The 23,301-nt window shown below is 44.0% G+C and carries 26 protein-coding genes; 13 read left to right on the forward strand and 13 right to left on the reverse strand.

The features are described from left to right. Positions 1-40: 40 nt before the first annotated feature. The 8 genes from MJ595_RS02135 to MJ595_RS02170 form a co-directional block, all read right to left on the reverse strand. Positions 41-1,732, reverse strand: coding sequence for a DUF2326 domain-containing protein (locus MJ595_RS02135; RefSeq protein WP_263080874.1), 1,692 nt, complete (start codon positions 1,730-1,732; stop codon positions 41-43). After that, positions 1,722-1,946: a hypothetical protein gene (locus tag MJ595_RS02140; RefSeq protein ID WP_263080875.1), complete on the reverse strand. Its 225-nt coding sequence runs from the start codon at positions 1,944-1,946 to the stop codon at positions 1,722-1,724. Before MJ595_RS02140 ends, MJ595_RS02135 begins: the two co-directional genes overlap by 11 nt. Then, positions 1,936-2,520: a hypothetical protein gene (locus MJ595_RS02145; protein ID WP_263080876.1), complete on the reverse strand. Its 585-nt coding sequence runs from the start codon at positions 2,518-2,520 to the stop codon at positions 1,936-1,938. Before MJ595_RS02145 ends, MJ595_RS02140 begins: the two co-directional genes overlap by 11 nt. A 10-nt stretch (positions 2,521-2,530) precedes the next feature. Beyond that, complete coding sequence (locus MJ595_RS02150) at positions 2,531-2,770, reverse strand: hypothetical protein (RefSeq protein ID WP_096013089.1); 240 nt, start codon at positions 2,768-2,770, stop codon at positions 2,531-2,533. A 262-nt stretch (positions 2,771-3,032) separates the two neighbouring features. Continuing rightward, complete coding sequence (locus tag MJ595_RS02155; protein WP_263079026.1) at positions 3,033-4,181, reverse strand: IS4 family transposase; 1,149 nt, start codon at positions 4,179-4,181, stop codon at positions 3,033-3,035. Between the two features lie 1,083 nt (positions 4,182-5,264). Further along, on the reverse strand, positions 5,265-5,579 hold the full coding sequence (locus MJ595_RS02160) for a hypothetical protein (RefSeq protein ID WP_263080877.1): 315 nt from the start codon (positions 5,577-5,579) through the stop codon (positions 5,265-5,267). Positions 5,580-5,684: 105 nt separating this feature from the next. Then, positions 5,685-5,930 carry a hypothetical protein gene (locus tag MJ595_RS02165; RefSeq protein WP_263079123.1) on the reverse strand — a complete coding sequence of 82 codons (246 nt, stop codon included), beginning with the start codon at positions 5,928-5,930 and terminating at the stop codon, positions 5,685-5,687. Positions 5,931-6,071: 141 nt separating this feature from the next. After that, positions 6,072-6,671, reverse strand: a complete 600-nt coding sequence (locus MJ595_RS02170) for a hypothetical protein (RefSeq protein WP_263080878.1) — start codon at positions 6,669-6,671, stop codon at positions 6,072-6,074. A gap of 430 nt (positions 6,672-7,101) precedes the next feature. On the opposite strand from MJ595_RS02170, the gene MJ595_RS02175 reads away from it, so the two are divergent. Then, the gene (locus MJ595_RS02175; RefSeq protein ID WP_263080879.1) at positions 7,102-7,620 is read left to right on the forward strand and encodes a hypothetical protein; all 519 of its coding nucleotides are present in this window, start codon (positions 7,102-7,104) and stop codon (positions 7,618-7,620) included. A gap of 90 nt (positions 7,621-7,710) precedes the next feature. Here MJ595_RS02175 and MJ595_RS02180 read toward each other — a convergent pair whose 3' ends face one another. From MJ595_RS02180 to MJ595_RS02190, 3 genes are all read right to left on the reverse strand, one after another. Continuing rightward, the gene (locus MJ595_RS02180) at positions 7,711-8,124 is read right to left on the reverse strand and encodes a hypothetical protein (RefSeq protein ID WP_263080880.1); all 414 of its coding nucleotides are present in this window, start codon (positions 8,122-8,124) and stop codon (positions 7,711-7,713) included. A gap of 63 nt (positions 8,125-8,187) precedes the next feature. Continuing rightward, on the reverse strand, positions 8,188-8,709 hold the full coding sequence (locus MJ595_RS02185) for a hypothetical protein (protein WP_263080881.1): 522 nt from the start codon (positions 8,707-8,709) through the stop codon (positions 8,188-8,190). A 459-nt stretch (positions 8,710-9,168) separates the two neighbouring features. Further along, the gene (locus tag MJ595_RS02190; protein ID WP_263079121.1) at positions 9,169-9,657 is read right to left on the reverse strand and encodes a hypothetical protein; all 489 of its coding nucleotides are present in this window, start codon (positions 9,655-9,657) and stop codon (positions 9,169-9,171) included. 313 nt (positions 9,658-9,970) lie between these two features. Between MJ595_RS02190 and MJ595_RS02195 the strand changes: the two genes are divergently transcribed. The 9 genes from MJ595_RS02195 (at position 9,971) to dbpA (ending at position 17,340) form a co-directional block, all read left to right on the forward strand. Next, positions 9,971-10,930 (forward strand): integron integrase, encoded by a 960-nt coding sequence (locus MJ595_RS02195; protein WP_263080882.1) that lies wholly within the window; start codon positions 9,971-9,973, stop codon positions 10,928-10,930. 170 nt (positions 10,931-11,100) lie between these two features. Continuing rightward, positions 11,101-11,754: a pseudouridine synthase gene (locus MJ595_RS02200; RefSeq protein WP_263080883.1), complete on the forward strand. Its 654-nt coding sequence runs from the start codon at positions 11,101-11,103 to the stop codon at positions 11,752-11,754. 46 nt (positions 11,755-11,800) lie between these two features. Next, on the forward strand, positions 11,801-12,700 hold the full coding sequence (locus MJ595_RS02205) for an alpha/beta hydrolase (protein WP_263080884.1): 900 nt from the start codon (positions 11,801-11,803) through the stop codon (positions 12,698-12,700). 5 nt (positions 12,701-12,705) lie between these two features. Beyond that, positions 12,706-12,966, forward strand: coding sequence for a DUF5062 family protein (locus MJ595_RS02210; protein WP_263080885.1), 261 nt, complete (start codon positions 12,706-12,708; stop codon positions 12,964-12,966). Positions 12,967-13,035: 69 nt separating this feature from the next. Then, positions 13,036-13,872: a methyltransferase domain-containing protein gene (locus MJ595_RS02215; protein WP_263080886.1), complete on the forward strand. Its 837-nt coding sequence runs from the start codon at positions 13,036-13,038 to the stop codon at positions 13,870-13,872. Positions 13,873-13,969: 97 nt separating this feature from the next. Continuing rightward, positions 13,970-14,428: a hypothetical protein gene (locus MJ595_RS02220; RefSeq protein WP_263080887.1), complete on the forward strand. Its 459-nt coding sequence runs from the start codon at positions 13,970-13,972 to the stop codon at positions 14,426-14,428. Positions 14,429-14,746: 318 nt separating this feature from the next. Beyond that, positions 14,747-15,463 carry an SDR family NAD(P)-dependent oxidoreductase gene (locus tag MJ595_RS02225; RefSeq protein ID WP_263080888.1) on the forward strand — a complete coding sequence of 239 codons (717 nt, stop codon included), beginning with the start codon at positions 14,747-14,749 and terminating at the stop codon, positions 15,461-15,463. A 69-nt stretch (positions 15,464-15,532) separates the two neighbouring features. After that, on the forward strand, positions 15,533-15,871 hold the full coding sequence (locus tag MJ595_RS02230; protein WP_263080889.1) for a DUF2956 domain-containing protein: 339 nt from the start codon (positions 15,533-15,535) through the stop codon (positions 15,869-15,871). An 86-nt stretch (positions 15,872-15,957) separates the two neighbouring features. Then, positions 15,958-17,340: an ATP-dependent RNA helicase DbpA gene (dbpA, locus tag MJ595_RS02235; RefSeq protein WP_263080891.1), complete on the forward strand. Its 1,383-nt coding sequence runs from the start codon at positions 15,958-15,960 to the stop codon at positions 17,338-17,340. A 306-nt stretch (positions 17,341-17,646) separates the two neighbouring features. On the opposite strand, the gene MJ595_RS02240 is transcribed toward dbpA, so the two are convergent. Beyond that, positions 17,647-18,642, reverse strand: coding sequence for a hypothetical protein (locus MJ595_RS02240; protein ID WP_263080892.1), 996 nt, complete (start codon positions 18,640-18,642; stop codon positions 17,647-17,649). Between the two features lie 253 nt (positions 18,643-18,895). Between MJ595_RS02240 and MJ595_RS02245 the strand changes: the two genes are divergently transcribed. Further along, the gene (locus tag MJ595_RS02245; RefSeq protein WP_263080893.1) at positions 18,896-20,404 is read left to right on the forward strand and encodes an NTP/NDP exchange transporter; all 1,509 of its coding nucleotides are present in this window, start codon (positions 18,896-18,898) and stop codon (positions 20,402-20,404) included. A gap of 100 nt (positions 20,405-20,504) precedes the next feature. Here the strand turns inward: MJ595_RS02245 and MJ595_RS02250 are convergent, their stop codons facing one another. Beyond that, positions 20,505-21,200 (reverse strand): thiolase family protein, encoded by a 696-nt coding sequence (locus MJ595_RS02250; protein ID WP_263322440.1) that lies wholly within the window; start codon positions 21,198-21,200, stop codon positions 20,505-20,507. 247 nt (positions 21,201-21,447) lie between these two features. Here MJ595_RS02250 and MJ595_RS02255 point away from each other — a divergent pair, with 247 nt between their 5' ends. Together MJ595_RS02255 and MJ595_RS02260 are read left to right on the forward strand one after the other, a co-directional pair. After that, complete coding sequence (locus tag MJ595_RS02255) at positions 21,448-22,923, forward strand: hypothetical protein (protein WP_263078329.1); 1,476 nt, start codon at positions 21,448-21,450, stop codon at positions 22,921-22,923. Beyond that, positions 22,886-23,230, forward strand: coding sequence for a helix-turn-helix domain-containing protein (locus MJ595_RS02260; protein WP_263080894.1), 345 nt, complete (start codon positions 22,886-22,888; stop codon positions 23,228-23,230). The genes MJ595_RS02255 and MJ595_RS02260 overlap by 38 nt, the downstream gene beginning before the upstream one ends. The last annotated feature ends 71 nt before the right edge of the window (positions 23,231-23,301 follow it).

The raw sequence follows: 23,301 nt of genomic DNA on the forward strand, positions 1-23,301 counted from the left end.
GCTTCGCTGCGTCCGAGTGATTTGACTTGTTAGTTTTTGTTTAAACACAAAAGAACTTTTCATCCTCATCAAGAGATAAGATTACATTTTTGGATATCTTCTTGTAAGTTTCTTCTGTTATTTTATCTGATAGCATTGACAGAATCTGTTGACCCGGGAGCTTCTTTGCTTCTTTGAAAATATCTTCAATCTGTTTTTTGTCAATATCCTCAATACTGTCATGAAATATAAAATTTGGTCGATTCAGCTTTAACTCATTAATGGCATATATATATGCAAAATCAAAAGCAATGACTTCAGCTTTCTTCTTCCCACCCTCAGGATTAGTTGCTGAATTATTGAGCTCTATAGAACAAATACCACTATCCTTATTGAATTCTAAGTCTATGCTGTATTCTTCATCGTGAAGACTTTTGGTAAGAGATCCTAAATGTGTATTGAATTTCTTCTCAAACTCATAAACATTGTTAATCTCTTTGGAAATAGCCTCAAGGATTTTTTTCAATTGAGCTTCAGCTTCAGTTTGATCTAATTTTGCCTTGGACTGCTGCTCCATTAGACCTTCTAACTTTCCAAGCTCAACTTTAAGCTCACCAAGACGTTTCAGGTTTTTAGTCACATTGTCTAAGCTTTCCTTAGACCTCATATCAGAAAAAACTTGTAACTTATCTTTCCGTATTGAACTGAGCTCTGCTTGAAGACCCTCAGATTCCTCATTCAATTTAGGCAGGTCAATCGTAAGAAAGTGCCTCTTTTTTTTAACGAGATTTCTATGGAACAAAATAACTTCTTCAAGTTCTCTTAAGGCTCCATCAATTGCTACACCAGAGAAACTATATATAGCTTTAAGCTCGTTGATTAAATAGCCATCTTTGTCTTTGGATAATAGCTCGACAGTATGATTAATATTGTCTACTTTTCGCTGTATTGATAGAAGCTCTTCGGTATATCGGTCTTCTTTTACTTGTAGTTCTGAAAGCCTTTCTATTGGATTCGAATATTCTGACGAGTATTCGAATGTTAAAAGGTTGCTCTCTAGCTCTTTAGCAATTGCCTTATGTTTTTTGATCTCACTTTTTGGCTTTTGCTCTTTCACTAGAGCATTGATTGAAGTGGAATTCCTTTTTCGTCTATTAACCAGATTCGTTGCATCTCTTTTCTCTGTAAGTAGAGACGTATTATTGAAACCGAAAAGGTATAAAAAAAGTTCGCTGTAATCTTTTGGGCCTTGTCGTTTATCAAGAAACTTGGTCGTACTTAACATTCTATGACTGTCATTTCTAATGAATTTAGGCGCTACAGCTCGAACAGAAGGCCTTCTAGTAGATATATTAAAGATTTTATCCTGAATAAATGACTCATATCCCTTTTCTTCAACAATTTCACCATTTACCCAGAATTTAGATTCAGATTCCCCTCCAATACATAGATTTCGAGAAATTTGATTTATTTTGTTTGAGAAGTCAAAAAAGTTGAGGGAAGCAGTTACAAAGTTGTTCTTGAAAAGCGCTTCTATCTCAAGATTTGGCTTTTGAAACTCTTCATCGATGTAAATATTGTCTATGCTTCCTAGCATTAGAAAATCAATCACTCTTGATAATGTTGATTTTCCGACGCTGTTTCCTGTACGACCAGAATTTGGCTTGTTTGTGATGAGGTTAAGGCCTGTCTCGAATTTAACCAATCTTTTTACTTCGCTATTTATCTTTATTTCAAGGCTGTCAAGCTTCATTTATAAAAACCTCTGTTCCATTAATCCCAATAGCCTTAATTGCAAACAACCAATCTAATGACAATATAATGTGATCAATCGATACTTTTAGTTCTGAAGAACAGTCAGTGAGTATCGCATCCAAGGACGAATTTTCCTCTGCCAATTTCTTTAGAATTTTTGCCCCGATACTTACAACATTTATTTCTGGGTCACAACCATTTCTAGGAATCACAAATTGGATTCTCCATAATTATGCACTCAATAAAAGCATGAGCGACAACGACATTCACGCCCAATTCAACATGCTCTTTGTAAACTGGAGTGTTTTTTGATTCAAATACAGTATTTTTTAATCTTTGAATAATAAAATCCAAAATGAACTCTGAATTTTCTCTGATTTTAGCGATGTCTATATCGCAAGTTAGATAGTCGATTTCAACAGCGTCTAAAGCATGATAATATAAATCGTTTAAATTTTGCAGGATTGTATTTTTTCCAAAAGTTATCAGTGAGTCTATCTCGGAATAGGCTTCTTCTACTTTTGAGGAATGATCTAAGTATTGCTTTATGATATGACTTTTAGCTTTAAGATTATTATGTTGAATCTTCACAACTGTCTCAGAGGACGGGCGTCTTCTGCTTTTCTTAAACGTAAACGGCTTATTAGCTAATGACTTTAGCAATTCATTTATAGCTGAGCTGATCTCATATTCGGGTGAATTCCCGATTATGATATTTCCAGCATTACGTTCAACTTGAACTGTTTTATTTGCAGGGGGGGGGCTCCCTTCATTTCCTATGGTCAAGATTCAGTCCTTACATGTCAATTTTCATGCCGCCAGAGTTGTTCTTTGTATAGACATTTTTCTGGCCGTTTTGCATAACACTATCCTGACTATTATCTACTGTTGAATTCTTTGTTATTTCACCAATTTTTATTTTCAACTGTTTATTTTTCTTTGATGTAATCACAGCAAACAATGTACTTCCTACAGTACATAGCCAAGCCAGCGTGACCCCAATGTCTGATTTTACAAATTCAATGAATGTATCCATTTCTATCCTTGTTGATAAATGATGATGTTGATGAGAAAACTAACGCCTTGCAGCAGCGGCGCGAGCCGAAGGCGAGCGTCCAGCCCCGAAGGGGCGATGCTGGCTGCGATTGTTAGGGGGCTACCCGCACCTGTGATAATGGTGATTGTTAGCCAATGGCCTTACAGCAACACCGAACTGAAAAAGCTGAGGCTTTGAAAAACCTTGCCACTGGCACAAAACAGAAACCTAGCACCTTGCTCTCTGTAGGGGACAATTATCCCTAACTCTTACTGTCGCAATGAGTGGCTGGCCTTACAGGCTGGCCAAACATCTCAATATGAAACATTAATTCTGTACTGGATGAAGTACGGTCAAACAGAAGGCTTGCCAGCCACTCCAGTCCATATCGAAAAATACTATTGGCAAGGCGTCCATGTTTTAGCCTTTTGATGGGCTTAATTTCAGCACGCCATTCTCCTGTGCAGTAAGCCCAACAATAGGCAAGGGTTACAATTCCCAGCAGGCGCTCAATACGCTCTCTGTCTGACAGGTGTGTACTCTCCAGATCGAAACCTCTACCCTTTAAAGCTTGGAATAGTGTCTCAATTTCCCATCGCCTCATGTAGTCACCCAGCGCCTCCTGACCTGCTTCATTGCTGATAATGATGACGCGTTCCTGCTCTGAGCGATAACAGGAAAGAAATACACGAACACCCCAGAGTTCCCGTGCATGATTCAGATGCATGCTTTCTCCCACTTTCAGACTGAAAAATCGATACGCTTTCAATTTTTCCGTTCGATGGCGGTTCATTGTGCGGGTGTCGTTTGGAATGCGGATACGGAAAGGAATTTTCTGCGCTATCAGCCACTTTAACCATTTTTCACCCCGAAACTCACGGTCTGCGGTTAAATACTGTATACGCTCTGTACCCAGTAAGTTGATAAAACGCTTCAGCAGCGTGATTCGTTCCTCCATGCTGGACATGCCCTTTTTGGGAAGGAGCGTCCAGACAATAGGAATGGCAGTGCCTTTATAAGCAATTGCCACCATCATGATATTGATTTTGAACTTTCCAAACTGCCAGTTGGAGCGATCCAGGCACACAATCCAGTTGCCTTCAGGCACCATCCAGTCAACAACCATTCGTGCCACACAATCCAGCTCGAAGCCTTTCCACATCAGGAAACGTTTGAGGCGCTTACGTCTGGAGTCTATTTCAGTGTGGTGCCCCATCGTTTGAGCTATACGGGACAAACTGACCGTGCCAACCTGTATAAGGCCAAAGATGGCGAGAGCCATAAGGTTAATACGGGATTGATGCCAGTTAAAAGAAGCTTTAAGCTGTTTTTCCAGAGAATGAGTATGCTGCACAAAAAGTAAACTGCTTGAGGTAAAGGACTTGCAGAATACTGATTGAAAGCAGCTCATTCTCCCTCATAGATCAACGTTTACCTCAGAATTGTCCCCTACAGAGCACCTTGCTTTATGCTGGCGTGGCACGGAAGGATAAACACTAAAGCCGCTTGCCAGCAACCACTGAACCTGAAAAACAGCATACTGCCTGTGCTGGCATTGCAAGAAAACACTTGGCACATACTTTCACGCCAGCTTTGCACCCACCTGTTTCTTTCAATTTGCACGGTGTTTGTTGTTTTCACCAGTGGATACCCAAAGCCGCCTAACGCCTGCATGCGGGGCGCGAACGCAGTGAGCGTCCCGCACCATGCACTTGTTAGGCGGCTACCCGCACCTGTGATAATGGTGATTGCTGGACAACGGCCTTGCAGCAACACTGAACTGAAAAAGCTGAGGCCTTGAAAAACCTTGCCACTGGCACAAAACAGAAACCTGGCACTTTACTTTATGCTGGCGTGGCACGGAAGAGTAAACACTAAACCCGCTTGCCAGCAACCACTGAACCTGAAAAACAGCATACTGCCTTTGCTGGCATTGCAAGAAAACACTTGGCACATACTTTCATGCCAGCTTTGCACCCATCTGTTTCTTTCGATTTGCACGGTGTTTGTTGTTTTCACCAGTGGATGCCTAAAGCCGCCTAACGCCTGCATGCGGGGCGCGAACGCAGTGAGCGTCCCGCACCATGCACTTGTTAGGCGGCTACCCGCACCTGTGATAATGGTGATTGCTGGACAACGGCCTTGCAGCAACACTGAACTGAAAAAGCTGAGGCCTTGAAAAACCTTGCCACTGGCACAAAACAGAAACCTGGCACTTTACTTTATGCTGGCGTGGCACGGAAGAGTAAACACTAAACCCGCTTGCCAGCAACCACTGAACCTGAAAAACAGCATACTGCCTTTGCTGGCATTGCAAGAAAACACTTGGCACATACTTTCATGCCAGCTTTGCACCCATCTGTTTCTTTCGATTTGCACGGTGTTTGTTGTTTTCACCAGTGGATGCCTAAAGCCGCCTAACGCCTGCCAGCAGGGGCGAGTGAAACGAGTCCAGCCAGCTTGCTGGCGACACTGGCTGGCTTTGTTAAGTGTTTTAGCCTAACCATGGAGTTTCCACATCCTGATAGCCGCCTATGATACCAATGCTTCCATAGTTCCCTGGATTGCCGTAGTTGCCAACATTTCCGTAGTTCCCATAGTTGCCGTAATTCGTATTTTTATGGGGTGATGATCGGTTATACATAAGCCGATTCTGTTGGACAACTTCGCCTAGGTAACGCCCGCGCATATCTATAAATATTCCTTGGGCTTCGAGGTAATGCCCAATATTTTGCCCTCTTGGTGCATGCAGTTGACCATTTACTAAGTTGGCAATATGTTGCCCTTTACTGTTGAACAGAAAATCCATCTTTAATCTCCGCAGACACTTAACGCTTGCATGCGGGGCGCGAACAAAGAGAGCGTCCCGCACTATGCACTTGTTAGGTGCAAGCACTAAGCAGTGAAGTGTGATTTATTCGCTAAATTCGTGAAGGTAAGAAGCTAATTTCGTAATGGTAGCAAAGTTCGATTGCTTGTGACTTTGGTCATTGACTTTAGAAAGAACTAATTCTTCGTTTACAGCAAGAAACAGCGAAATATCTCTGATACTCATCCCTTGGTCATATAAGAATTGCATATACTGAGCTTGCTCATGACCTGGCGTTTGCGTAAAAACAAAATCATTAGTTTGCACTCTAGAATCACTACTGATTTTCATGGATCATATCCATACAGTCTAAAGGAACAAAAAATATAGACCAGATATGACTATAAGCAATGAAAGCATCAGAACCTAACGCTTGCAGCAGGGGCGGCGAACGCAGTGAGCCGTCCCATGCCTGCACTTGTTAGCAGTACATTACTCTGCCATCATTTTTGCCCACATGTGAGCACAATATCCACAAACATTATCTTCTGAAATTTCTTCAGGAGGTATGCTGGCTCCACATCTCTCGCACTCATGTGTTGCTGAGTCTCCGCACGAGGCACAAACACCCTCATGGAATAAATAACTACCATCAAAGCAAAATGGACAATCTATGACTGGTGAGTCACCTCCATCTTTGTGAGATAAATATACATCATCAGCGTAATACTCATTGATAGCAGCATTTACGATGCTTTCATAATGAAGATCATTTTCACATGAACGACATTTAAATGAAGCTTCAACAGCTTTACCTTGATCAGATGTAGCTTCTAACAAACCAGAACCGCATTCACCACATCTATATGCTTGTAGAGCATATAAAATCTCATCGCTGAAGTAATCCAGTTTTTTTAGCGTAGAGTCACACTCTTGCTTTTCTTTTTCATAAACTTCATTCACATCCACCAAGATTTTCCAATAATCTTCGCCAAGAAGCTCTTTGGGATCTTCGTTTAATTCGTCAACAATAAAGTTTCTGATTATGATAAATGAATCTGATATGAGCTGTTGAACAGATTCACTGTTCATCGTGCTATAGTAATGCTCAATATCATTACGGTACTTATTGATCCTTTCGAGCCGTTTCCACTCAACTGTAATATTTAAAGACTCGAAGCGCTCTTTAATATTTTGGACATCTACGGTCTTTTTACCTTTCCCAATCCAATTTACAGCCCCTGTGGCATCAATTTCAGGCTAAGCTCGCAGAGCTTGTGCTTAAATAGCAACAATATCCCAGCAAATATATTTCTTGTGGAAGAAACTATTCTTCTTTCATCAGGTGACTCAAAGTCTTCTAACCCTATCGCAATTGAATCAACTGCATTTCTCAAGATACTCATGGATTTCCTTTGTACTGCTAACCCTAAGCACAACCGCCGCAGTATGCGGTCGGAGTGCTGCGCGTTGTTATGTTGCTATACTGCCATACAGTGCAGTGACTTTTGGATATTATCCCATGAAAAAACATAGCCTTGTATTGATTCTTTCTTTTTTCTTTCAACCCTTCGCTCTTTGCAGTGACTTTCAATTCAGCTTAGAAGCAGGAGAATTAAAAGTTTTAACCGAAGGAAGAAAAAAATTACAGACAGTAAAAAAGTTCAGCATTGTTGATTACTGCTCAAATGATGATGTAATTTTATTGGGATGGAATAAACTTTTCACTTTAGACGGTGGCGAAGTTTATGATTTAAGACTTCAAGATAATAATGGAACAATTACTTTTTTTCAGTACGTTCGCCGCACAACAACACTTATTCCTACCAAGCAGCACAATAGAATAACAAGAGAAGAACTTGAAAAAAATTACAAACGATCACGAGCAAGTAGCGCTCAAAAATTTCGTTGCGGAAACAACTGCTATACACCACAAGGAAATAAGTTCTGTCACAAAAGAGAGTATTATTTCAATTTTGATGCGAATATAACATTATGCACTGATTGCTATAACATGCTTTTAGAGGGTGCTAACCAATGACTATTGCAACATAACGCCTTGCAGCAGCGGCGCGAGCCGCAGGCGAGCGTCCAGCCCCACAGGGGCGATGCTGCCTGCGATTGTTAGGTGTTAATCCCCAGACTCACGGGTATCATAGCATTTTTCTTTTATGTACAGAAAATTACCACTTTCCGGCATAAGTAGGAATTGACGTTTATTTTTACACTCAGCACAAACTTGAATAAACTCTCCTTGTTCTGTTTTATTTTTATTATATGAGAAATGGGTTAAGAGAGTAGACTGAAAATATTTACTTCTAGGATATGATACAATTAAATTCCACATGTAATCAGAAAGTGGATAAACAGTCCAAGTAACGAATTCATGGTTGCTAGAATTCAGATAACCTAATTCAAAAAATTTTGGATCAGCTCTAATAAAAGACCCATATAAACATAAAACCATAAGGTAAAATTTTGAATATTTTGAAAACATAAAGCCAATATTCTTTCTGTAGAGAATCATGGTTATATGGTAGTTCACTATTTCTTATACACCTAACGCTTGCATCAGCCGACGCCGTAGGCGGTCGGCTGGATGCACTTGTTAGCTTTCTTTTGCAAGCTCCGTACGAATACTTTTACCAACCTTCTTGATAAAGGGTTTTGCTACATTTGGATATGCAATAACTTTTAGATCTGACTCTGAATAGCCATTCATATGATTGCGTTTAAAATTTTTCAACCAATTACCAGACTCTAAATTATCCATACTTATTATTAATTTCATTGTCTCACCCTCAGAAAGTTTACAAGGAAACTGAGAAGAGTTCTGGAAATCAATATAATTTGATCCAATTCCTATATTTTTACTGCTGCGAAATTTTGACAACTGAAAAGCAATGCAGCTGTAATTGTTAAAAACTACTGTTCTATACCCCGTATTCGTAACTTGTACGATAAGTTTTTCAACCCCTGCATCAAACTCATAAATTTCTGAAGTAATATCGATTGATATCTTCCTGTTAGATAGCGCTATATAAAGTGATACAGACGTTGCCACAATAGTACCTATCGCAGACAACCATGGTGCAAATGAATTTATAAACTTCCAACACTCAATATTCATACATGATGAACTCCATTTTTGGAAAGCTAACGCCTGCATGCGGGGCGCGAACGCAGTGAGCGTCCCGCACCATGCACTTGTTAGGCGGCTACCCGCACCTGTGATAATGGTGATTGCTGGACAACGGCCTTGCAGCAACACTGAACTGAAAAAGCTGAGGCCTTGAAAAACCTTGCCACTGGCACAAAACAGAAACCTGGCACTTTACTTTATGCTGGCGTGGCACGGAAGAGTAAACACTAAACCCGCTTGCCAGCAACCACTGAACCTGAAAAACAGCATACTGCCTTTGCTGGCATTGCAAGAAAACACTTGGCACATACTTTCATGCCAGCTTTGCACCCATCTGTTTCTTTCGATTTGCACGGTGTTTGTTGTTTTCACCAGTGGATGCCTAAAGCCGCCTAACGCTTGCAGCAGGGGCAGCGAACGCAGTGAGCTGTCCTATGCCTGCACTTGTTATGTTGCATTTTTGATAATTGCTGTTGCTGCTGATATAGAGTCTTTCCACTCCAAGTTTCTTTGCGGCGTTCTGTTAACTCTATGAATAATTTCTCCAGTATTACAATATTCCAAACCACCATCGGCATCAATAAAATACTGGTACATTGATATAAGATCATTCATGTTACCAAGTAACTTTCGACTATTTGTAGAGGTAAGCTCTATAGTTCTATTTTCTTGAATGATTTTGCCTATAGTCTCATTACTGAAGCCTTCTAATTTCAATAGCTGCTCTAGCCCCCAAGGGAAACCCTTTATCGTTTCTTTTGATTTTATTTTCTTGACTCCCGTAAATATAAATGAAAGTAAAGTCACCTCATTCATAAAGATGATAATTTTTCTTCTTTCTTGAGTAAAAATGTTTGTGTACCAGTTCCCAAGAGCACTATCTGAATCAGATATATCACACAAGTCTGATGTCTTAACACCCAAAAAATCTTGCACTTTTTTTGTGCATCGTAATTGAATCATGTTTATCTCAGATTTATGGTGGTAATGTTTAGCAACATAACAGCTATTAGACCTCAAACGAGTGATACTGGATATTACGCGCACATGCGGTATATCCCCCCAAATACCTTTCTTATCAACTCATAAGAGATCTATCCCTCTTTTCTATCATAAGAAAATATTCATAACTATCAATAAGATAACACTGCCATAGTCAGAACCTGCGAATATCATGCACAAGCGGCATTTGCTTTTTTCAAAACACTATCAATAATACTGTATAAAAAAACAGTATACAGGCTTTTCTATGTCATCTAAGTTCATGCAGCAGGTTCGCAATGTGTTACGCGTTAAAAGGTACAGCTATAAAACTGAACAATCGTACTGTTATTGGATCAAATATTTCATTAGATACCATAACCTGAAACACCCTCAACAACTCGGACCCGATGATGTTAAAACATTCCTTACCTATTTGGCAGTACAGCGTAATGTAGCTGCCGCTACACAAAATCAGGCATTGAATGCTCTCAACTTTTTATATACACAAATTATCGGGCGGCCTTTAGGTGATGTTACAAAGTTAGTTCGGGCAAAAAAAGCCGCGAAAATCCCGGTTGTTTTTGAACGAGATGAAATTAACGCCATTTTTTCTGTTATCAATCCCCTATATAAGCTGCCTGTACAACTGATGTATGGATCAGGGCTACGATTAATGGAATGCCTTCGCCTCCGTATTAAAGACATTAATTTTCACAGAAACTCTATTGTTATCCGGGATGGCAAAGGTAGCAAAGATAGGGTTACCTTGCTTCCTGAGTCCCTCATAGATTCCATTCAGTCACGGATTAAAGAAGTCCGGCATATCCATGCCGCTGATATTGAAGCAGGCTTTGGCAAAGTGTGGATGCCTGATGCCCTTTCAAGAAAATATCCATCCGAAGCACGCAGCATACATTGGCAGTATGTATTTTGTTCTAACAAACGCTCCATCGACCCAAGAGATAAAGAGGAGCGCCGCCATCATTTGGATGACAGTACTTTACAACGTGCTGTTAAACAGGCAATTCACCGGGCAGGTATCGAAAAAAAAGGCAGCTGCCACACCTTTCGCCACTCATTTGCTACCCACCTTCTTGATGATGGCTATGATATCCGTACCGTACAGGAATTGTTAGGTCATAAAGACTTGAAAACCACCCAAATATACACTCACGTACTTAACCGTGGTGGCAACGCTGTCAAAAGCCCATTAACCAGACTCTGAATATATCCAACCACGCTACCGCCCGAAGGCAACACCAACACCTGTAACTGGCCTGGCAGAGCAACAAGCCTCGGTAGCTCAGCAACTATATTTTTTTCGTCGTGTATTTTACAGTACGCTGACATTTATGTCGTTACCAACCATGTCCATTTCCGTCAAATGATTTCCCCATGAGCAACTTTATCGTCCCTCCATGCAGGGAACCCCTCACAGAACATTTTCGTGACTCACATATTGTAGTTGTGGATAAACCCGCTGGTCTTCTCAGCGTTCCAGGACGTCCGCCTAATGATAAAGATAGCGTCCTGGGTCGGCTGCAAGCCATAGAACCTGAGACCCGTGTCGTACACCGGCTGGATATGTCAACGTCAGGGCTTATGGTGTTTGGACTTCATGCAGAAAGTCACAGGATATTGAGCCGACAGTTTCAGGACCGTAAAGTCAGCAAAGGCTATATTGCTGACGTATGGGGCATACTGGAAAAAGACAGTGGTGAGATCAATCTTCCCTTGCGCTGCGATTGGCCTAATCGCCCCAGACAAATGGTGGACTTTGAATTAGGCAAACCTTCTTTGACGCGCTTTCACCGGCTTGATCACTGCAAGAAATACAGCCGGGTCAAACTTGAGCCTGTTACCGGGCGATCTCACCAGCTTCGGGTTCATATGGCCGAGTTAGGCTTTCCCATCCTGGGTTGTGAGTTTTATGCCCATGACGAAGCACAGTCCGCATCGGAAAGGCTGCACCTGCACGCCTGCCAACTGGGTTTTTACCACCCTGTAACCCATAAATTAATGAACTTTAATAGCCCTGCACCTTTTTAACGCTTACTATCAGCCCTATGAATAGATAACAAAGAGGGGAAGCTTCATGTCATATGCCACCGTCAATGGAATTCAAATAGCTTATGAAGAGGACGGTTCAACCGATGCTCCCGCTGTTTTGTTAATCCACGGGCTGGGCATGCCTTTGACAGGGTGGCCACAGGGCTGGCGTCACTACCTGGTAACCCAGGGCTACCGCGTTATCTGCCTGGATAACCGGGATGCCGGACAGTCTGATATACTTGACCATTATGGGCTTCCCTCTCCCTTCGATATCGCCAAAGCCTCACTGCTGAAAAAACGAATCCGGTCTGCCTACAGCCTGAAAGATATGGCTGCAGATGCTATTGGCATTATGGATCACCTGGCCATTGACCAGGCCCATATTATCGGTGCCTCCATGGGCGGAATGATCAGCCAGCGCCTGGCCATTCACTATCCGGATCGGGTAAAAAGTCTGACGCCGATCATGACCATGACCGGCGACAGAGATATCCCCTACCCCTCCATGAAAGTTCAATGGGTAATGCTCAGCCAACCCCGGAATGGTGACCGCCAGGCTATGATGAACCATTCCGAAAAACTCTGGCGAGCCATTGGCAGTCCTGCCTATCCGCCTTCTGACGAATACCTAAAAGCCTATATTAACGGGTTGCTGGATCGGGGATTACACCCCAAGGGTGCCATGCGCCAACTGGCGGCCATTCTTGCTGAGGAAGACCGTGGCCCTCTGTTAACTAAACTGGATGTCCCCACCCTGGTAATTCATGGCGAGGCCGACCCTCTACTCAATGTTACCTGTGGTAAGCAGGTTGCAGAGAAAATACCGGGAGCCAAAATACATATCGAACCGGGAATGGGTCATGATTTTCCCGAGCCTATTGAAGAAAAACTGCTTAAATTAATTACAGAGCACCTGAAAGCAGCTGATAACCGGCCAGAGTAAGAATTATGAAAAAACTGAAAAACGAAACTGAACTGGTCAAGGAAGCCCTGAGAGTGGGAGCGATCTATGCGGAAAAGCGTAAGGCAGGCCAAATTGAATCCTCTGACCCAGCCAAGCGTAAAGTGGAGTTTGTCTACCGTTTGCTGGTTCACGATAATCTGATTCAACCCCTGGAAAAAGGGCAGGAAAGCGAACCCAATATGAAACGCAAGCTGGCATTATGGATTTCCCGGCAACTGCCTCCCAACCATCCTTTATTGAGTTAATGAAAAACCCGAGACCTGCAGGTAGACTTGGGGACATTCTTCACGATAACTCCATAGTTAAATACCTGCATGTCCATATACCCTCTTCGCTGCCCTGTTTGCCACCACCCCCTGCAAAACTCTGACTCTGGCCTGAAGTGCTCCAGCAATCACCACTTTGACCGGGCTCGACAGGGCTATATCAACTTATTGCCCGGCCATAAAAAGCGCAGTCAAAACCCCGGTGATGACAAGCTTATGGTAGACGCCCGCACAAAATTTCTGGACACCGGTCACTACGCACCGGTTGCCAATGCGCTCATTGAAAAAGTTCAAGGGATTTTAGCCAATACCACCTCACCGACAGTTATTGATGCCGGGTGTGGAGAAGGCTATTACACCCACCAGCTAAAAACTGCCTTATCATCCAGCCAGATCATTGGCTTTGATATTTCCCGACCTGCCATCATGGCCTGTAGTAAACGATATTCTGATATTCAGTGGCTGGTTGCCAGTGTTAACGATATTCCTGTACTGGATTCCAGTGCGGATATGGTTATCAGTATTTTCTCCCGCTGTGACTGGCAACAATTTGCCAGAATCTTGAAACCGGGCGGAACTGTTGTGGTTCTCACTCCCGGCTCACAGCATCTTCACGAGCTGCGTGAGGTTATTTATGAGCAGGTTCGTCCCTACCCGGAAGATAAACTACGGCAGTCACTGCCAGAAGGTTTTTCATTAGTGGACGTTCATCCGATACAAGGCCCTATGGAACTCATTGATTCGGAAACATTGATGAATCTACTGGCCATGACCCCACACTACTGGCGAATCAAACCCCGGCAAAAAGAAAAACTGTTACAAACACAGCAACTCACCTGTCACTATGACATGCGCCTGAGCATCATCAGAAAAGAAATAGTTTAAGTTTATTTGTGCTATATCAATAAGAACCAGGCCGGAAGCTGGTATAAGGGAACTGTCTTCAAAAAACTGAAAAAAAATAGTAAAACAGGAGACGCTTATGTTCAAACATCTTTTACCTATGCCTCCTGGCCCCAATTCGGGCAAACGATTTTTCTGGTTTTCAGGCAGGGCAGAAATAGCTCTGGCTCTGGTAGTTATGGTTACTGGCCTGAAGCTTTATGTTGACGGTACAGGACACAGGGTCATGGTGCTCTTCCTCGGTTCAGCCTTATCTGCCATTATTCTATACGGCTTATCCCATCCCAATAGTAAAGTTCGCCAAAAACTGGAAAAATGGCTAGTCAGCCCTTTTAGTCATATACCCTACATCTTTGGACTCTATCTGTTTTTCTTCGAGGGCTTCTGGCGACTGGCAAAAATGCTGGATGGCTTTTCCTATTTTGAGCTTGCCCAGGCTGCATTTTTCTTTATTGGCGGAAATATGGTGGTTTCTGCGGGCTATATGGCAACGGAGTATGTCCACTCCTTAAAAGAATCCCGACAGCTCAGCCATTAGTTAAACTTATGTTAACCTTTAAGCTCCTTAAATACTTAAAGGTTAACTTTAGGCTCTGTTGACATAAACTTGCGAGTTCAGTGGTTCGTAAAGCCGCATTCAGCAAGGCGAGTGTGTGCAGGTGTAGCCATCTACATCAAGCACGCTCAACGCAGTCGGAAGGCTGCTTTACGAACCACCCGGAGGGCTCAACCGGGAGCGATTGTGGACTGCGTTGCGATGACTTGAAAGACAGGGGTATTCCTGCGTCATCGCGTCTTGCCACAAACACTCCCGGTTGAGCTGAACACTCAATCTTATGTCAACAGAGCCTAAATCATGATAAAAAAGCAAGCCCTGATATTTGGTGTCACCGGCTCTCTCGGCAGTGCTATAGCAAAGCAGCTTTCAGAGCAATACCATGTTACGGGTATTGCACGAAACCCAGCCGTTAATAAGCCTCATTATTTATACCACCAGATCAAGTCTGACTTTAGTGAAAGCTCCCTCTCAACCATTAGCCAGTCATTACATAATCACACTAAAACCTTCGACCTGATCATCAATACCATTGGCATTTTGCATAACAGCACGTTAAAGCCAGAAAAACGACTGGGTGACTTATCCTCTGCCTCTCTGAGTCAGTATCTGGAAGCCAATACCATTATTCCGGGGTTGTTGCTGAAATATTTTTATGGCCTGATGCCAAGGCAAGCACCTTCGGTATTTGCCACATTAAGTGCTAAAGTGGGGAGCATTGAAGACAACCGGCTGGGCGGCTGGTACGGTTACCGGGCATCCAAGGCAGCCCTCAATATGCTGATTAAAACAGCTGCCATTGAAATTGCCCGAACCCATAAACAGGCTGCTATTGTGGCCATCCACCCCGGTACAACCATTAGTCCCTTATCTGCCCCTTATACCCGGAAAACCCCTGAAGATAAATTATATACACCGCAGCTCTCGGCGGAGCGCATTATTCAGGTTCTCACCCATCTAAAGGCGACAGATACCGGCTGTTTTTTTAACTGGTCAGGTGAAAAGCTCCCCTGGTGATAATTATTACTCTCTATTTTCCAGGAACGGGTTAGTATATAGAGCTTTAAGATGTAACTAAGTACAAACATGGCACATCCAGCAAAAAAAAAGGCACCATCCCCGGAAACCCTTGATCAGGCAAAAAAACTGGCCAAGGCCAATCAAAGGCCAGGGCAGACCAAAGAACAAACACGGCTGATAGCCCAGGGCATTCAAAAAGGGATTGAGCAATATAAAAAACAACAGAAAGCCAAAGCCAGGGAGCTGGACAAAAAGCTCAAGAAAGCCAGCGCCCCTCAGGCTCCTGAAAAAACAATCGAAAAAGCGGAGTCCCGGGAAATCATAAAATACCGGCAACACTGGTTCCCCTGGCTGCTGCTAGTGGTTAGCTGGGCTGCCATAGGCATCTACCTCCTGATCCCATAAAGAACTGCGTTAATCCCAATATCACTAGAGGCAGGGAACACTGTACTATTCGGCTCTCTTTGCCAACCCAACAGAAGATCCCTGCTTTGACACAGACTCTTTTTTCATCATTACCCCTGCCGAAAGCGCTGCTTAGCAATATTGAGTCCCTGGGCTACTCACAGATGACGCCTATACAGCAACAAAGCCTTCCCCATGCCCTGAAAGAAAAAGATCTTATTGCCAAGGCAAAGACTGGCAGCGGCAAAACGGCAGCCTTTGCCATTACCCTTCTTACCAAATTGCAGGTGCGGGATTTTGGCTGCCAGGCATTAGTTCTTTGCCCAACCCGGGAACTGGCCGCACAGGTGGCCACTGAGGTCCGCAAGCTGGCCCGTTACCGCCAGAATATTAAGGTGGTTACTTTATGTGGAGGCCAGCCCATCGGCCCTCAAATTGGCTCATTAGCCCACGGCGGCCATGTTGTTATTGGTACACCGGGACGGATTCAGGATCACCTGCGCAAGCAAACCCTGTCGCTGGAAAAGGTTAACACGGTGGTACTTGATGAGGCTGACCGGATGCTTGATATGGGGTTCAGAGACTCTATTGAAACAATCCTTGGCTATACCCCAAAAAAGCGACAGACGCTATTATTCTCTGCCACCTACCCCAAAGAAATAAAGGCATTAAGCAAAGATATCCAGAATAACCCCATCGAAGTCACCGTAGAGTCAACCCACAGCCATAGTCAAATTCAACAACTATTCTATTGTGCGGAAAACAAAAGCAAGCCAGAAACCCTGCTTAAACTGCTGAACCACTATCAGCCAGAATCCACCGTTATCTTCTGCAATACCAAACAGGTTTGCAAAGAGGTCGGTTCCTGGCTTTACGAGAACGGTCACAGGGCACTGGTACTTCATGGTGATCTGGAACAAAAGGAACGGGATCAAATTCTTGTACGCTTTGCCAATAACAGTTCAACCCTACTGGTTGCAACCGATGTTGCGGCAAGAGGGCTTGACATTGACGACCTGGCTGCCGTGATCAACTATGACCTTAGCCGGGATCCTGAAGTTCATGTCCATCGAATCGGACGAACAGGACGGGCTGGAAAAGAAGGGCTGGCATTGAGCCTTCATACCTCCAGAGAGCAGTATAAACTGGATGAGATCAGCGACTATATGCAATCAGAACTTTCCTTTGCTGATACCCGACAGTTGAGGGATAAGGTATCCGCTCCCCCTAAAGCCCCCATGGTGACTTTATCCATTGATGGTGGCAAAAAAAACAAGGTGCGTCCCGGTGACATTCTGGGAGCCTTAACTGGTGAAGCCGGTATTCCCGGTAATCAGGTGGGTAAAATTGCTATTTTTGATTTTGTTTCCTACGTTGCAATAAAGCGCGACAGTGCGCGCCAGGCACTGAACCAGTTGGAAAGAGGCAAAATAAAGGGTCGGAAATTTAAGGTTCGCCGATTGGGTTGATGATTGGAGATGCCTGTCGTTCCCAAACTCCCGTCTGGAAATGCATACCTCCCCAAGCCATGAGTCGCGAGCATCCGTATGCATTCCCAGCGAGGAGAGGGTGTCGCGAAACTGAATGCAGCGTGCACAAAACGAGATTGATTCTCTTTTTTTTAACCACGGAGACACGGAGGCACAGAGTTTTTATAACTTTAAACTATAAACATCCGTGCCTTTGTGTCTTTATTATGCCCTTCAGGGTGCCGTGGTTAATAAAAATAACTTTTGCGACATCCTCAGGATGCTGGGAACGATAGGAATGATACACTAAGTTTTCGGTACAAACTGCTGTAATGCTACCGGAATAGCTTTCACAATACTCGACCGCACTGGCCGCCAAAAGGCAGAAAGCAGTAAAAGCCCACCACCTATACAAACACCGGTTGCTGCCAGGTTATAACCGACAATACCGTAAATGGTAAACAGGTTGGATAAGGCATACATAACGTACAGTAGTGAAGACACCATAAAGGCCCGTCGATCAATAATAATGGAAACCAGGGTCATCAACAGATATAAGACAATGACAATCGCGATACTAACAGTACTTTCTTTTCCTTCCAGAATGCCAAGATAAGCAAATATGGGATGGACAATCATGGGGGCTGATAACAGATGAAGCCAAAAGGCAACATCAGTACGGCGGGTGGTTCTTTTAAGGTCAGAAGCATCCCAGTACATGGCCAGCAAGAAAATAAAAATACCACTAATAAGCACTATCATCAGGATGGAATTTATTGCACCGGGAAGGTAATAAAGAACCGTAGCGGCAATAAACCCAAGGGCTGTGGCAGCTCCCGCAGCAACGGTTATTGGCACCTGAAAGCGCTGGTAATGAACAAAAGCGGCAATGGCTGAAAGCCCTGTTGCTGCTACATAGGTGATTCCTGATGCAGAGGAGAATAAGTACCGGGATAGCGCAAACACCCCTCCCACGAAAACCAGCATTAGCACCATGGCAGGCAGTGCCATTTTTCTTTTACGCACAAAAAACTCTGCCAGTCCCCAGGCTAATAACGGCAGCGAAAGCAGCGATACCACCGTATTGATAGCACCCAGCACCGAATAGGAGGAATACAGCAGCAGCCCACAGGCAATAACAACAAAAATATCATTAAACCCTGTTACCAGCCGAAAGTTTTCTTCATCAACAGCGGTGGAACCTGGAGTGTTAGAGAACTGTGTCCGAAACTCTAAGACCGCAGCCTTAGTAAATATCCCTTTTTTTACCGCTGAATCAAGGTCTTCGTCGGAATACATCATAAACCTTACATATTTATTCAAAATAATAATAAATCAATTATTGCAGATTTCACTCCAGACATGATTTTTATCAAATTTCTACTATAACTAGAGTTAGATAACCATAACACAGTGATTCCCGGCAAGGAGACTGTTGCAAAAAATATTTTATTCACCCCAGAGGGAATAGAGGTTTATATAAGGACTTTATTAAGAGAAGAAGCTCAACAGCTTTTTCTACGCTAGATAAATCAAGATAAAGGGGATATCTGCAATGGGCAGAGACTCTGGATTTGGCAAATGGCGCTCAAGGCTCTGGCCTGTACACAGGTATGAACTAAAAAAAGTCATACCTATGGTGTTGATATTCTTCCTGGTTCTATTCAATTACCAAATATTAAGGGATATGAAGGATACCCTGGTTGTCACATCCCAGGGTTCCGGGGCAGAAATCATTCCCTTTCTTAAATTCTGGGGTGTACTCCCGGGAGCCATATTCTTTGTCATGTTCTATATGAAACTGAGCAACCACCTGGATAAAAAAACGCTTTTCTATACGGCCATAGCGCCCTTTACTGCTTTCTTTACGCTATTTCCAGTGATTTACGCCTTTCGCGACGCCCTCCATCCAACAATACTGGCAGATCAACTTCAAGCCGTACTGCCACAAGGCTTTATGGGATTAATCGCCATCTTTCGAAACTGGACTTGCTCGCTGTTTTACATCATGGCTGAACTATGGGGCAGCGTAGCACTATCATTGCTATTCTGGGGGTTTGCCAATGATACTCATAGAATTTCAGAGTCAAAACGATTTTATCCCCTGTTCGGCCTACTGGGAAACCTCTCGCTTCCTGCGGCTGGAGCTATCATTATTCTTGCTGGGCAATTCAGGGATAATGTTGCCCCTGGGGTAGACCCCTGGCAAATAACCCTTAACTGGTTAATGGCTGCGGTGGTTGCTGGAACCCTGGCTATTATGGCTCTCTACTGGTGGATGCACAGAAATGTGTTTACTGACCCTCGTTTTATTAACACAGAACCCCATAGGAAGAAAAAGAAACGCCCACAAATGGGTATGCTCGCCAGCATCAAATATCTGGCAAGTTCCAGGTATCTTTGCTTACTGGCTATCCTGATTGCAGGCTATGGCTTTAGTATCAACCTTATTGAAGTCACCTGGAAAAACCAGCTAAAACTTCAATACCCGGACCCTAGCAGTTACCTGGAATTCATGGGCATCTTCACCAGTATTACAGGAATAGCCACTATTTTCATGATGCTGTTTGTGGGTGGCAATATTATCCGGAGCTTTGGCTGGACACCTGCCGCACTATTTACCCCTATTGTATTACTGATAACAGGCACAGGCTTCTTTTTGTGTGTACTAGGCTTTGATTCCATCAATGGTTTAGTGGCTATGTTTGGAACTACGCCATTAATGATGGCGGTAGTACTGGGACTCATACAAAATGTTATGAGCAAGTCATCAAAATACTCACTGTTTGATCCCACCAAAGAGATGGCTTACATCCCCCTTGATGAGGAGCAGAAAGTTAAAGGAAAAGCAGCCCTGGATGTTATTGGTGCCCGAATGGGTAAATCCGGTGGCTCGCTGGTACAACAGGGACTTATCCTGATTTTTGGAACGGTCAGTGCCATCACACCTTATCTTGGGGGAGTTTTACTTGTCGTCATTCTGGCATGGTGCTTTGCCGCTTATTCACTGGGGCATAAATTTAATGCTGAAGTGGCTGCGTCAAAGGAACCGGAATATGCCTAAACCGCGCCCAGATAGGAAGTTACCATTGGATATATCCATGAAGGGCGCGCTTTAGGGGCTGTTGACTCTTGCTGAGCACACAAGCAAATATCAACAGCCCCTAACACCTGCGAATAATAATGGCTGCCCCCATTCCCCCACCAATGCAGAGCGCAGCCAGACCATAACTTCCTTTTCTCTGCCGTAGCTCATGGGTCAGTGTTACCAGAATACGAGCACCTGAAGCGCCTATGGGATGACCAAGGGCAATGGCACCACCATTAACATTGGTTTTTCCGGTCAGGGTTTCAGGGCTTATTTTATATTGACCACAAAGCTCGTTGATAACACCCAGTGACTGGGCAGCAAAGGCTTCATTCAGCTCCAGCAGATCCATATCTGATAGCTGCATATCCGCTTTTTTGAGGGCATTTCCAATGGCGGGTACAGGCCCCATTCCCATCATTGAAGGATCAACACCCCCCTGACCATAGCCAACTATCTCAGCCACCGGTTCAAGTCCGTATTGCTTAACCGCCGACCCAGAGGCTAACAGCAAGGCCGCAGCGCCATCATTGATACCAGAGGCATTTGCTGCCGTAACTGTGCCGTCTTTTTTAAACGCAGGCCGCAGGCTGGCCATTTTTTCTAAATTACTATCTGGCCGTGGATGCTCATCGGTATCGATGGTGATTGTTATTTTTCGGCTTTTCACTGAAACCGGAACAATCTCATTTTTGAAGCCCCCGGTTTCTATCGCCAATGCTGCCCGTTGTTGACTGACCAAGGCAAACTGATCTTGCTCTCCACGACTTATATTAAGTACTCACGCAACCGCTAATAGATAAAAATAACTGTACGACCGTTTAATAACTCCCCATTCCAATTTGGCTATACTCATTGCCTAATATCGTTAATTTCGCTGTTGTCACGATGAAAACTGTTGATCCAGTAACCGATGGGTGAAAGTCTCAAATTGACCGAGCTTCTTCAGCTTGCCAACCGGGGAAAGTAGTAGGCAGCTATTTTTTCAATGCTTAAACAGAAGGCAGCCAATCACAGGTATGATGTTGATAGCACACAACACCTTGCCAGTGAGAGGCCGCCCCATGGAAGTATGTCAGCTACGGACTGAAGCCGCCACCATTTCTTGTGATGCGATTCAACGGTTAGGCCACCAATTGCAGGCTCTGCGAGAGTCTGGCAATCCTATCAGGCACTTTGAAGAGTTTGAGCAGACCGTTAATGCTCTCTTTAATCAAGCTCAGCAAGATTTTTTAGCAGAGGCGCTGGCTGAGCTTGATATTGATACCCCAGCTATTGAGGTCAGCGGGATCACTTATAAGCAGGTGTTGCGCAGTTATAAAACCTACCAGACAGCGGTTGGTTCAGTCCGGGTTATGCGAACACTTTACCGTAACGGCAAAGAGCCGTGTATCGTGCCCATGGAGTTGAAAGCCGGGATCGTGGAAGGCTTCTGGACGCCTCGGGCTGCAAAGCAAGCTGCCTGGGTTGTTGCTCAAATGTCTCCCGGTGAAGCAAAAAGCCTCCTTGATCTCATGGGAGGTATGTCTCCCTCAGAAAGCAGTCTTGCTCGTTTCCCCAGGCAATTTAATACTCAGTGGGAACAGCACCGTGAGCCTTTTGAAGAGATGCTTATTGAGAAACTTAACGTGCCCACCAATGCGGTCACAGTAGCCGCCTCCCTGGATGGCGTTATGCTGCCCATGAAAGATGGCAAACGAGTAGAAAAGCGAGCCAGGAGCGCTTCTGAAGGCAAACGGACTCAAGGGCCAACAGGTTGCAAGGAGGCCAGTTGCGGAACTTTGTCGTTTTACGATCAACAGGGGGAGCGTTTATCAACAGTCCGCATAGGACGAATGCCAGAAACTAAAAAACTCACACTCAAGCAGTCTTTGTCAGCACTATTGCAAGAAGCGTTGCGACAAAAGCCACAGCTGTCACTGGTCAAAGTCGCTGATGGCGCCAAGGACAACTGGTCATACCTTTCCCGGGAACTACCAGCGGGTGTTGAGGTTATTGATTACTACCACGCAGCCGATCACCTGAAGAAAGCATTTGACCAGGCTTATGGAGAAAACAGCATCAAGTCCAAAGAAAAGTTTGTCACTTACCGACACGTCCTCAAAGAGGAACTTGATGGGGTTGAGCGCATTATTAAAGCCCTGGCTTATCAGCATAAAAAGCATCCGCGCCGCTCAAAATTAAAGACCGAGCTGGAGTATTTCAGAAAAAATCGCCAGCGTATGCGCTATGCTGAACACTTGTCGAATAACCTTCCGATCGGCTCTGGTGTGGTAGAGGCAGCCTGTAAAACCTTGGTTACCCAGCGGATGAAGTGCTCAGGTATGCGCTGGAGAAATCCGGGTGGTCAGGGCATATTGACGCTTCGGTCATTAGTTCAGAGCCACTGGTTTGAAAATGGCTGGAAGTTATTTGCTGCAACTTATTGCGAGAAAGTCACCAAGGCTGCTACAAGCAATGTCATACCATTCCCTGAGAAAGGTGGCAGTGTTTAGTTGTGGTCAATATGAGACTTTCACCCTAACCGATGTCGCTGTCATAAAAACATTGAGAGAAGCTATTCGACATGGGCCATATCCGTACCTAAGGGAAAGGGCTCATGCTATTTTACTCAGCATACGTGGTTATTCTATGAGCGAGATTGCTGCAATATTTGAAGTTCGATATCAGACAGTCTCTGACTGGATTGATGCCTGGGATGATTATGGCCTTCGCGGCTTGTACAAAAAACATGAAGGTGGAAAACCACCAGCTATTCCCGTGACATCAATTAAATCACTGCAACAGCAAGGCTTACAGTAAATTCCAAATGGAGTGATTTCGCACAAAATAACGTCTACTTTTGATAGGGATACTTTATCAATGGCTGTCTC

The organism is Endozoicomonas sp. Mp262 (genome assembly GCF_025643335.1).
Classification (GTDB): Bacteria; Pseudomonadota; Gammaproteobacteria; order Pseudomonadales; family Endozoicomonadaceae; genus Endonucleibacter.

Coding starts and splice junctions, on each gene's coding strand:
- MJ595_RS02135 (WP_263080874.1), bottom strand. CDS start 1,732: ATGAAGCTTGACAGCCTTGAAATAAAGATAAATAGCGAAGTAAAAAGA.
- MJ595_RS02150 (WP_096013089.1), bottom strand. CDS start 2,770: ATGGATACATTCATTGAATTTGTAAAATCAGACATTGGGGTCACGCTG.
- MJ595_RS02155 (WP_263079026.1), bottom strand. CDS start 4,181: ATGAGCTGCTTTCAATCAGTATTCTGCAAGTCCTTTACCTCAAGCAGT.
- MJ595_RS02160 (WP_263080877.1), bottom strand. CDS start 5,579: ATGGATTTTCTGTTCAACAGTAAAGGGCAACATATTGCCAACTTAGTA.
- MJ595_RS02165 (WP_263079123.1), bottom strand. CDS start 5,930: ATGAAAATCAGTAGTGATTCTAGAGTGCAAACTAATGATTTTGTTTTT.
- MJ595_RS02170 (WP_263080878.1), bottom strand. CDS start 6,671: ATGAACAGTGAATCTGTTCAACAGCTCATATCAGATTCATTTATCATA.
- MJ595_RS02175 (WP_263080879.1), top strand. CDS start 7,102: ATGAAAAAACATAGCCTTGTATTGATTCTTTCTTTTTTCTTTCAACCC.
- MJ595_RS02185 (WP_263080881.1), bottom strand. CDS start 8,709: ATGAATATTGAGTGTTGGAAGTTTATAAATTCATTTGCACCATGGTTG.
- MJ595_RS02195 (WP_263080882.1), top strand. CDS start 9,971: ATGTCATCTAAGTTCATGCAGCAGGTTCGCAATGTGTTACGCGTTAAA.
- MJ595_RS02200 (WP_263080883.1), top strand. CDS start 11,101: ATGAGCAACTTTATCGTCCCTCCATGCAGGGAACCCCTCACAGAACAT.
- MJ595_RS02205 (WP_263080884.1), top strand. CDS start 11,801: ATGTCATATGCCACCGTCAATGGAATTCAAATAGCTTATGAAGAGGAC.
- MJ595_RS02210 (WP_263080885.1), top strand. CDS start 12,706: ATGAAAAAACTGAAAAACGAAACTGAACTGGTCAAGGAAGCCCTGAGA.
- MJ595_RS02215 (WP_263080886.1), top strand. CDS start 13,036: ATGTCCATATACCCTCTTCGCTGCCCTGTTTGCCACCACCCCCTGCAA.
- MJ595_RS02220 (WP_263080887.1), top strand. CDS start 13,970: ATGTTCAAACATCTTTTACCTATGCCTCCTGGCCCCAATTCGGGCAAA.
- MJ595_RS02225 (WP_263080888.1), top strand. CDS start 14,747: ATGATAAAAAAGCAAGCCCTGATATTTGGTGTCACCGGCTCTCTCGGC.
- MJ595_RS02230 (WP_263080889.1), top strand. CDS start 15,533: ATGGCACATCCAGCAAAAAAAAAGGCACCATCCCCGGAAACCCTTGAT.
- MJ595_RS02240 (WP_263080892.1), bottom strand. CDS start 18,642: ATGATGTATTCCGACGAAGACCTTGATTCAGCGGTAAAAAAAGGGATA.
- MJ595_RS02245 (WP_263080893.1), top strand. CDS start 18,896: ATGGGCAGAGACTCTGGATTTGGCAAATGGCGCTCAAGGCTCTGGCCT.
- MJ595_RS02255 (WP_263078329.1), top strand. CDS start 21,448: ATGATGTTGATAGCACACAACACCTTGCCAGTGAGAGGCCGCCCCATG.
- MJ595_RS02260 (WP_263080894.1), top strand. CDS start 22,886: ATGTCATACCATTCCCTGAGAAAGGTGGCAGTGTTTAGTTGTGGTCAA.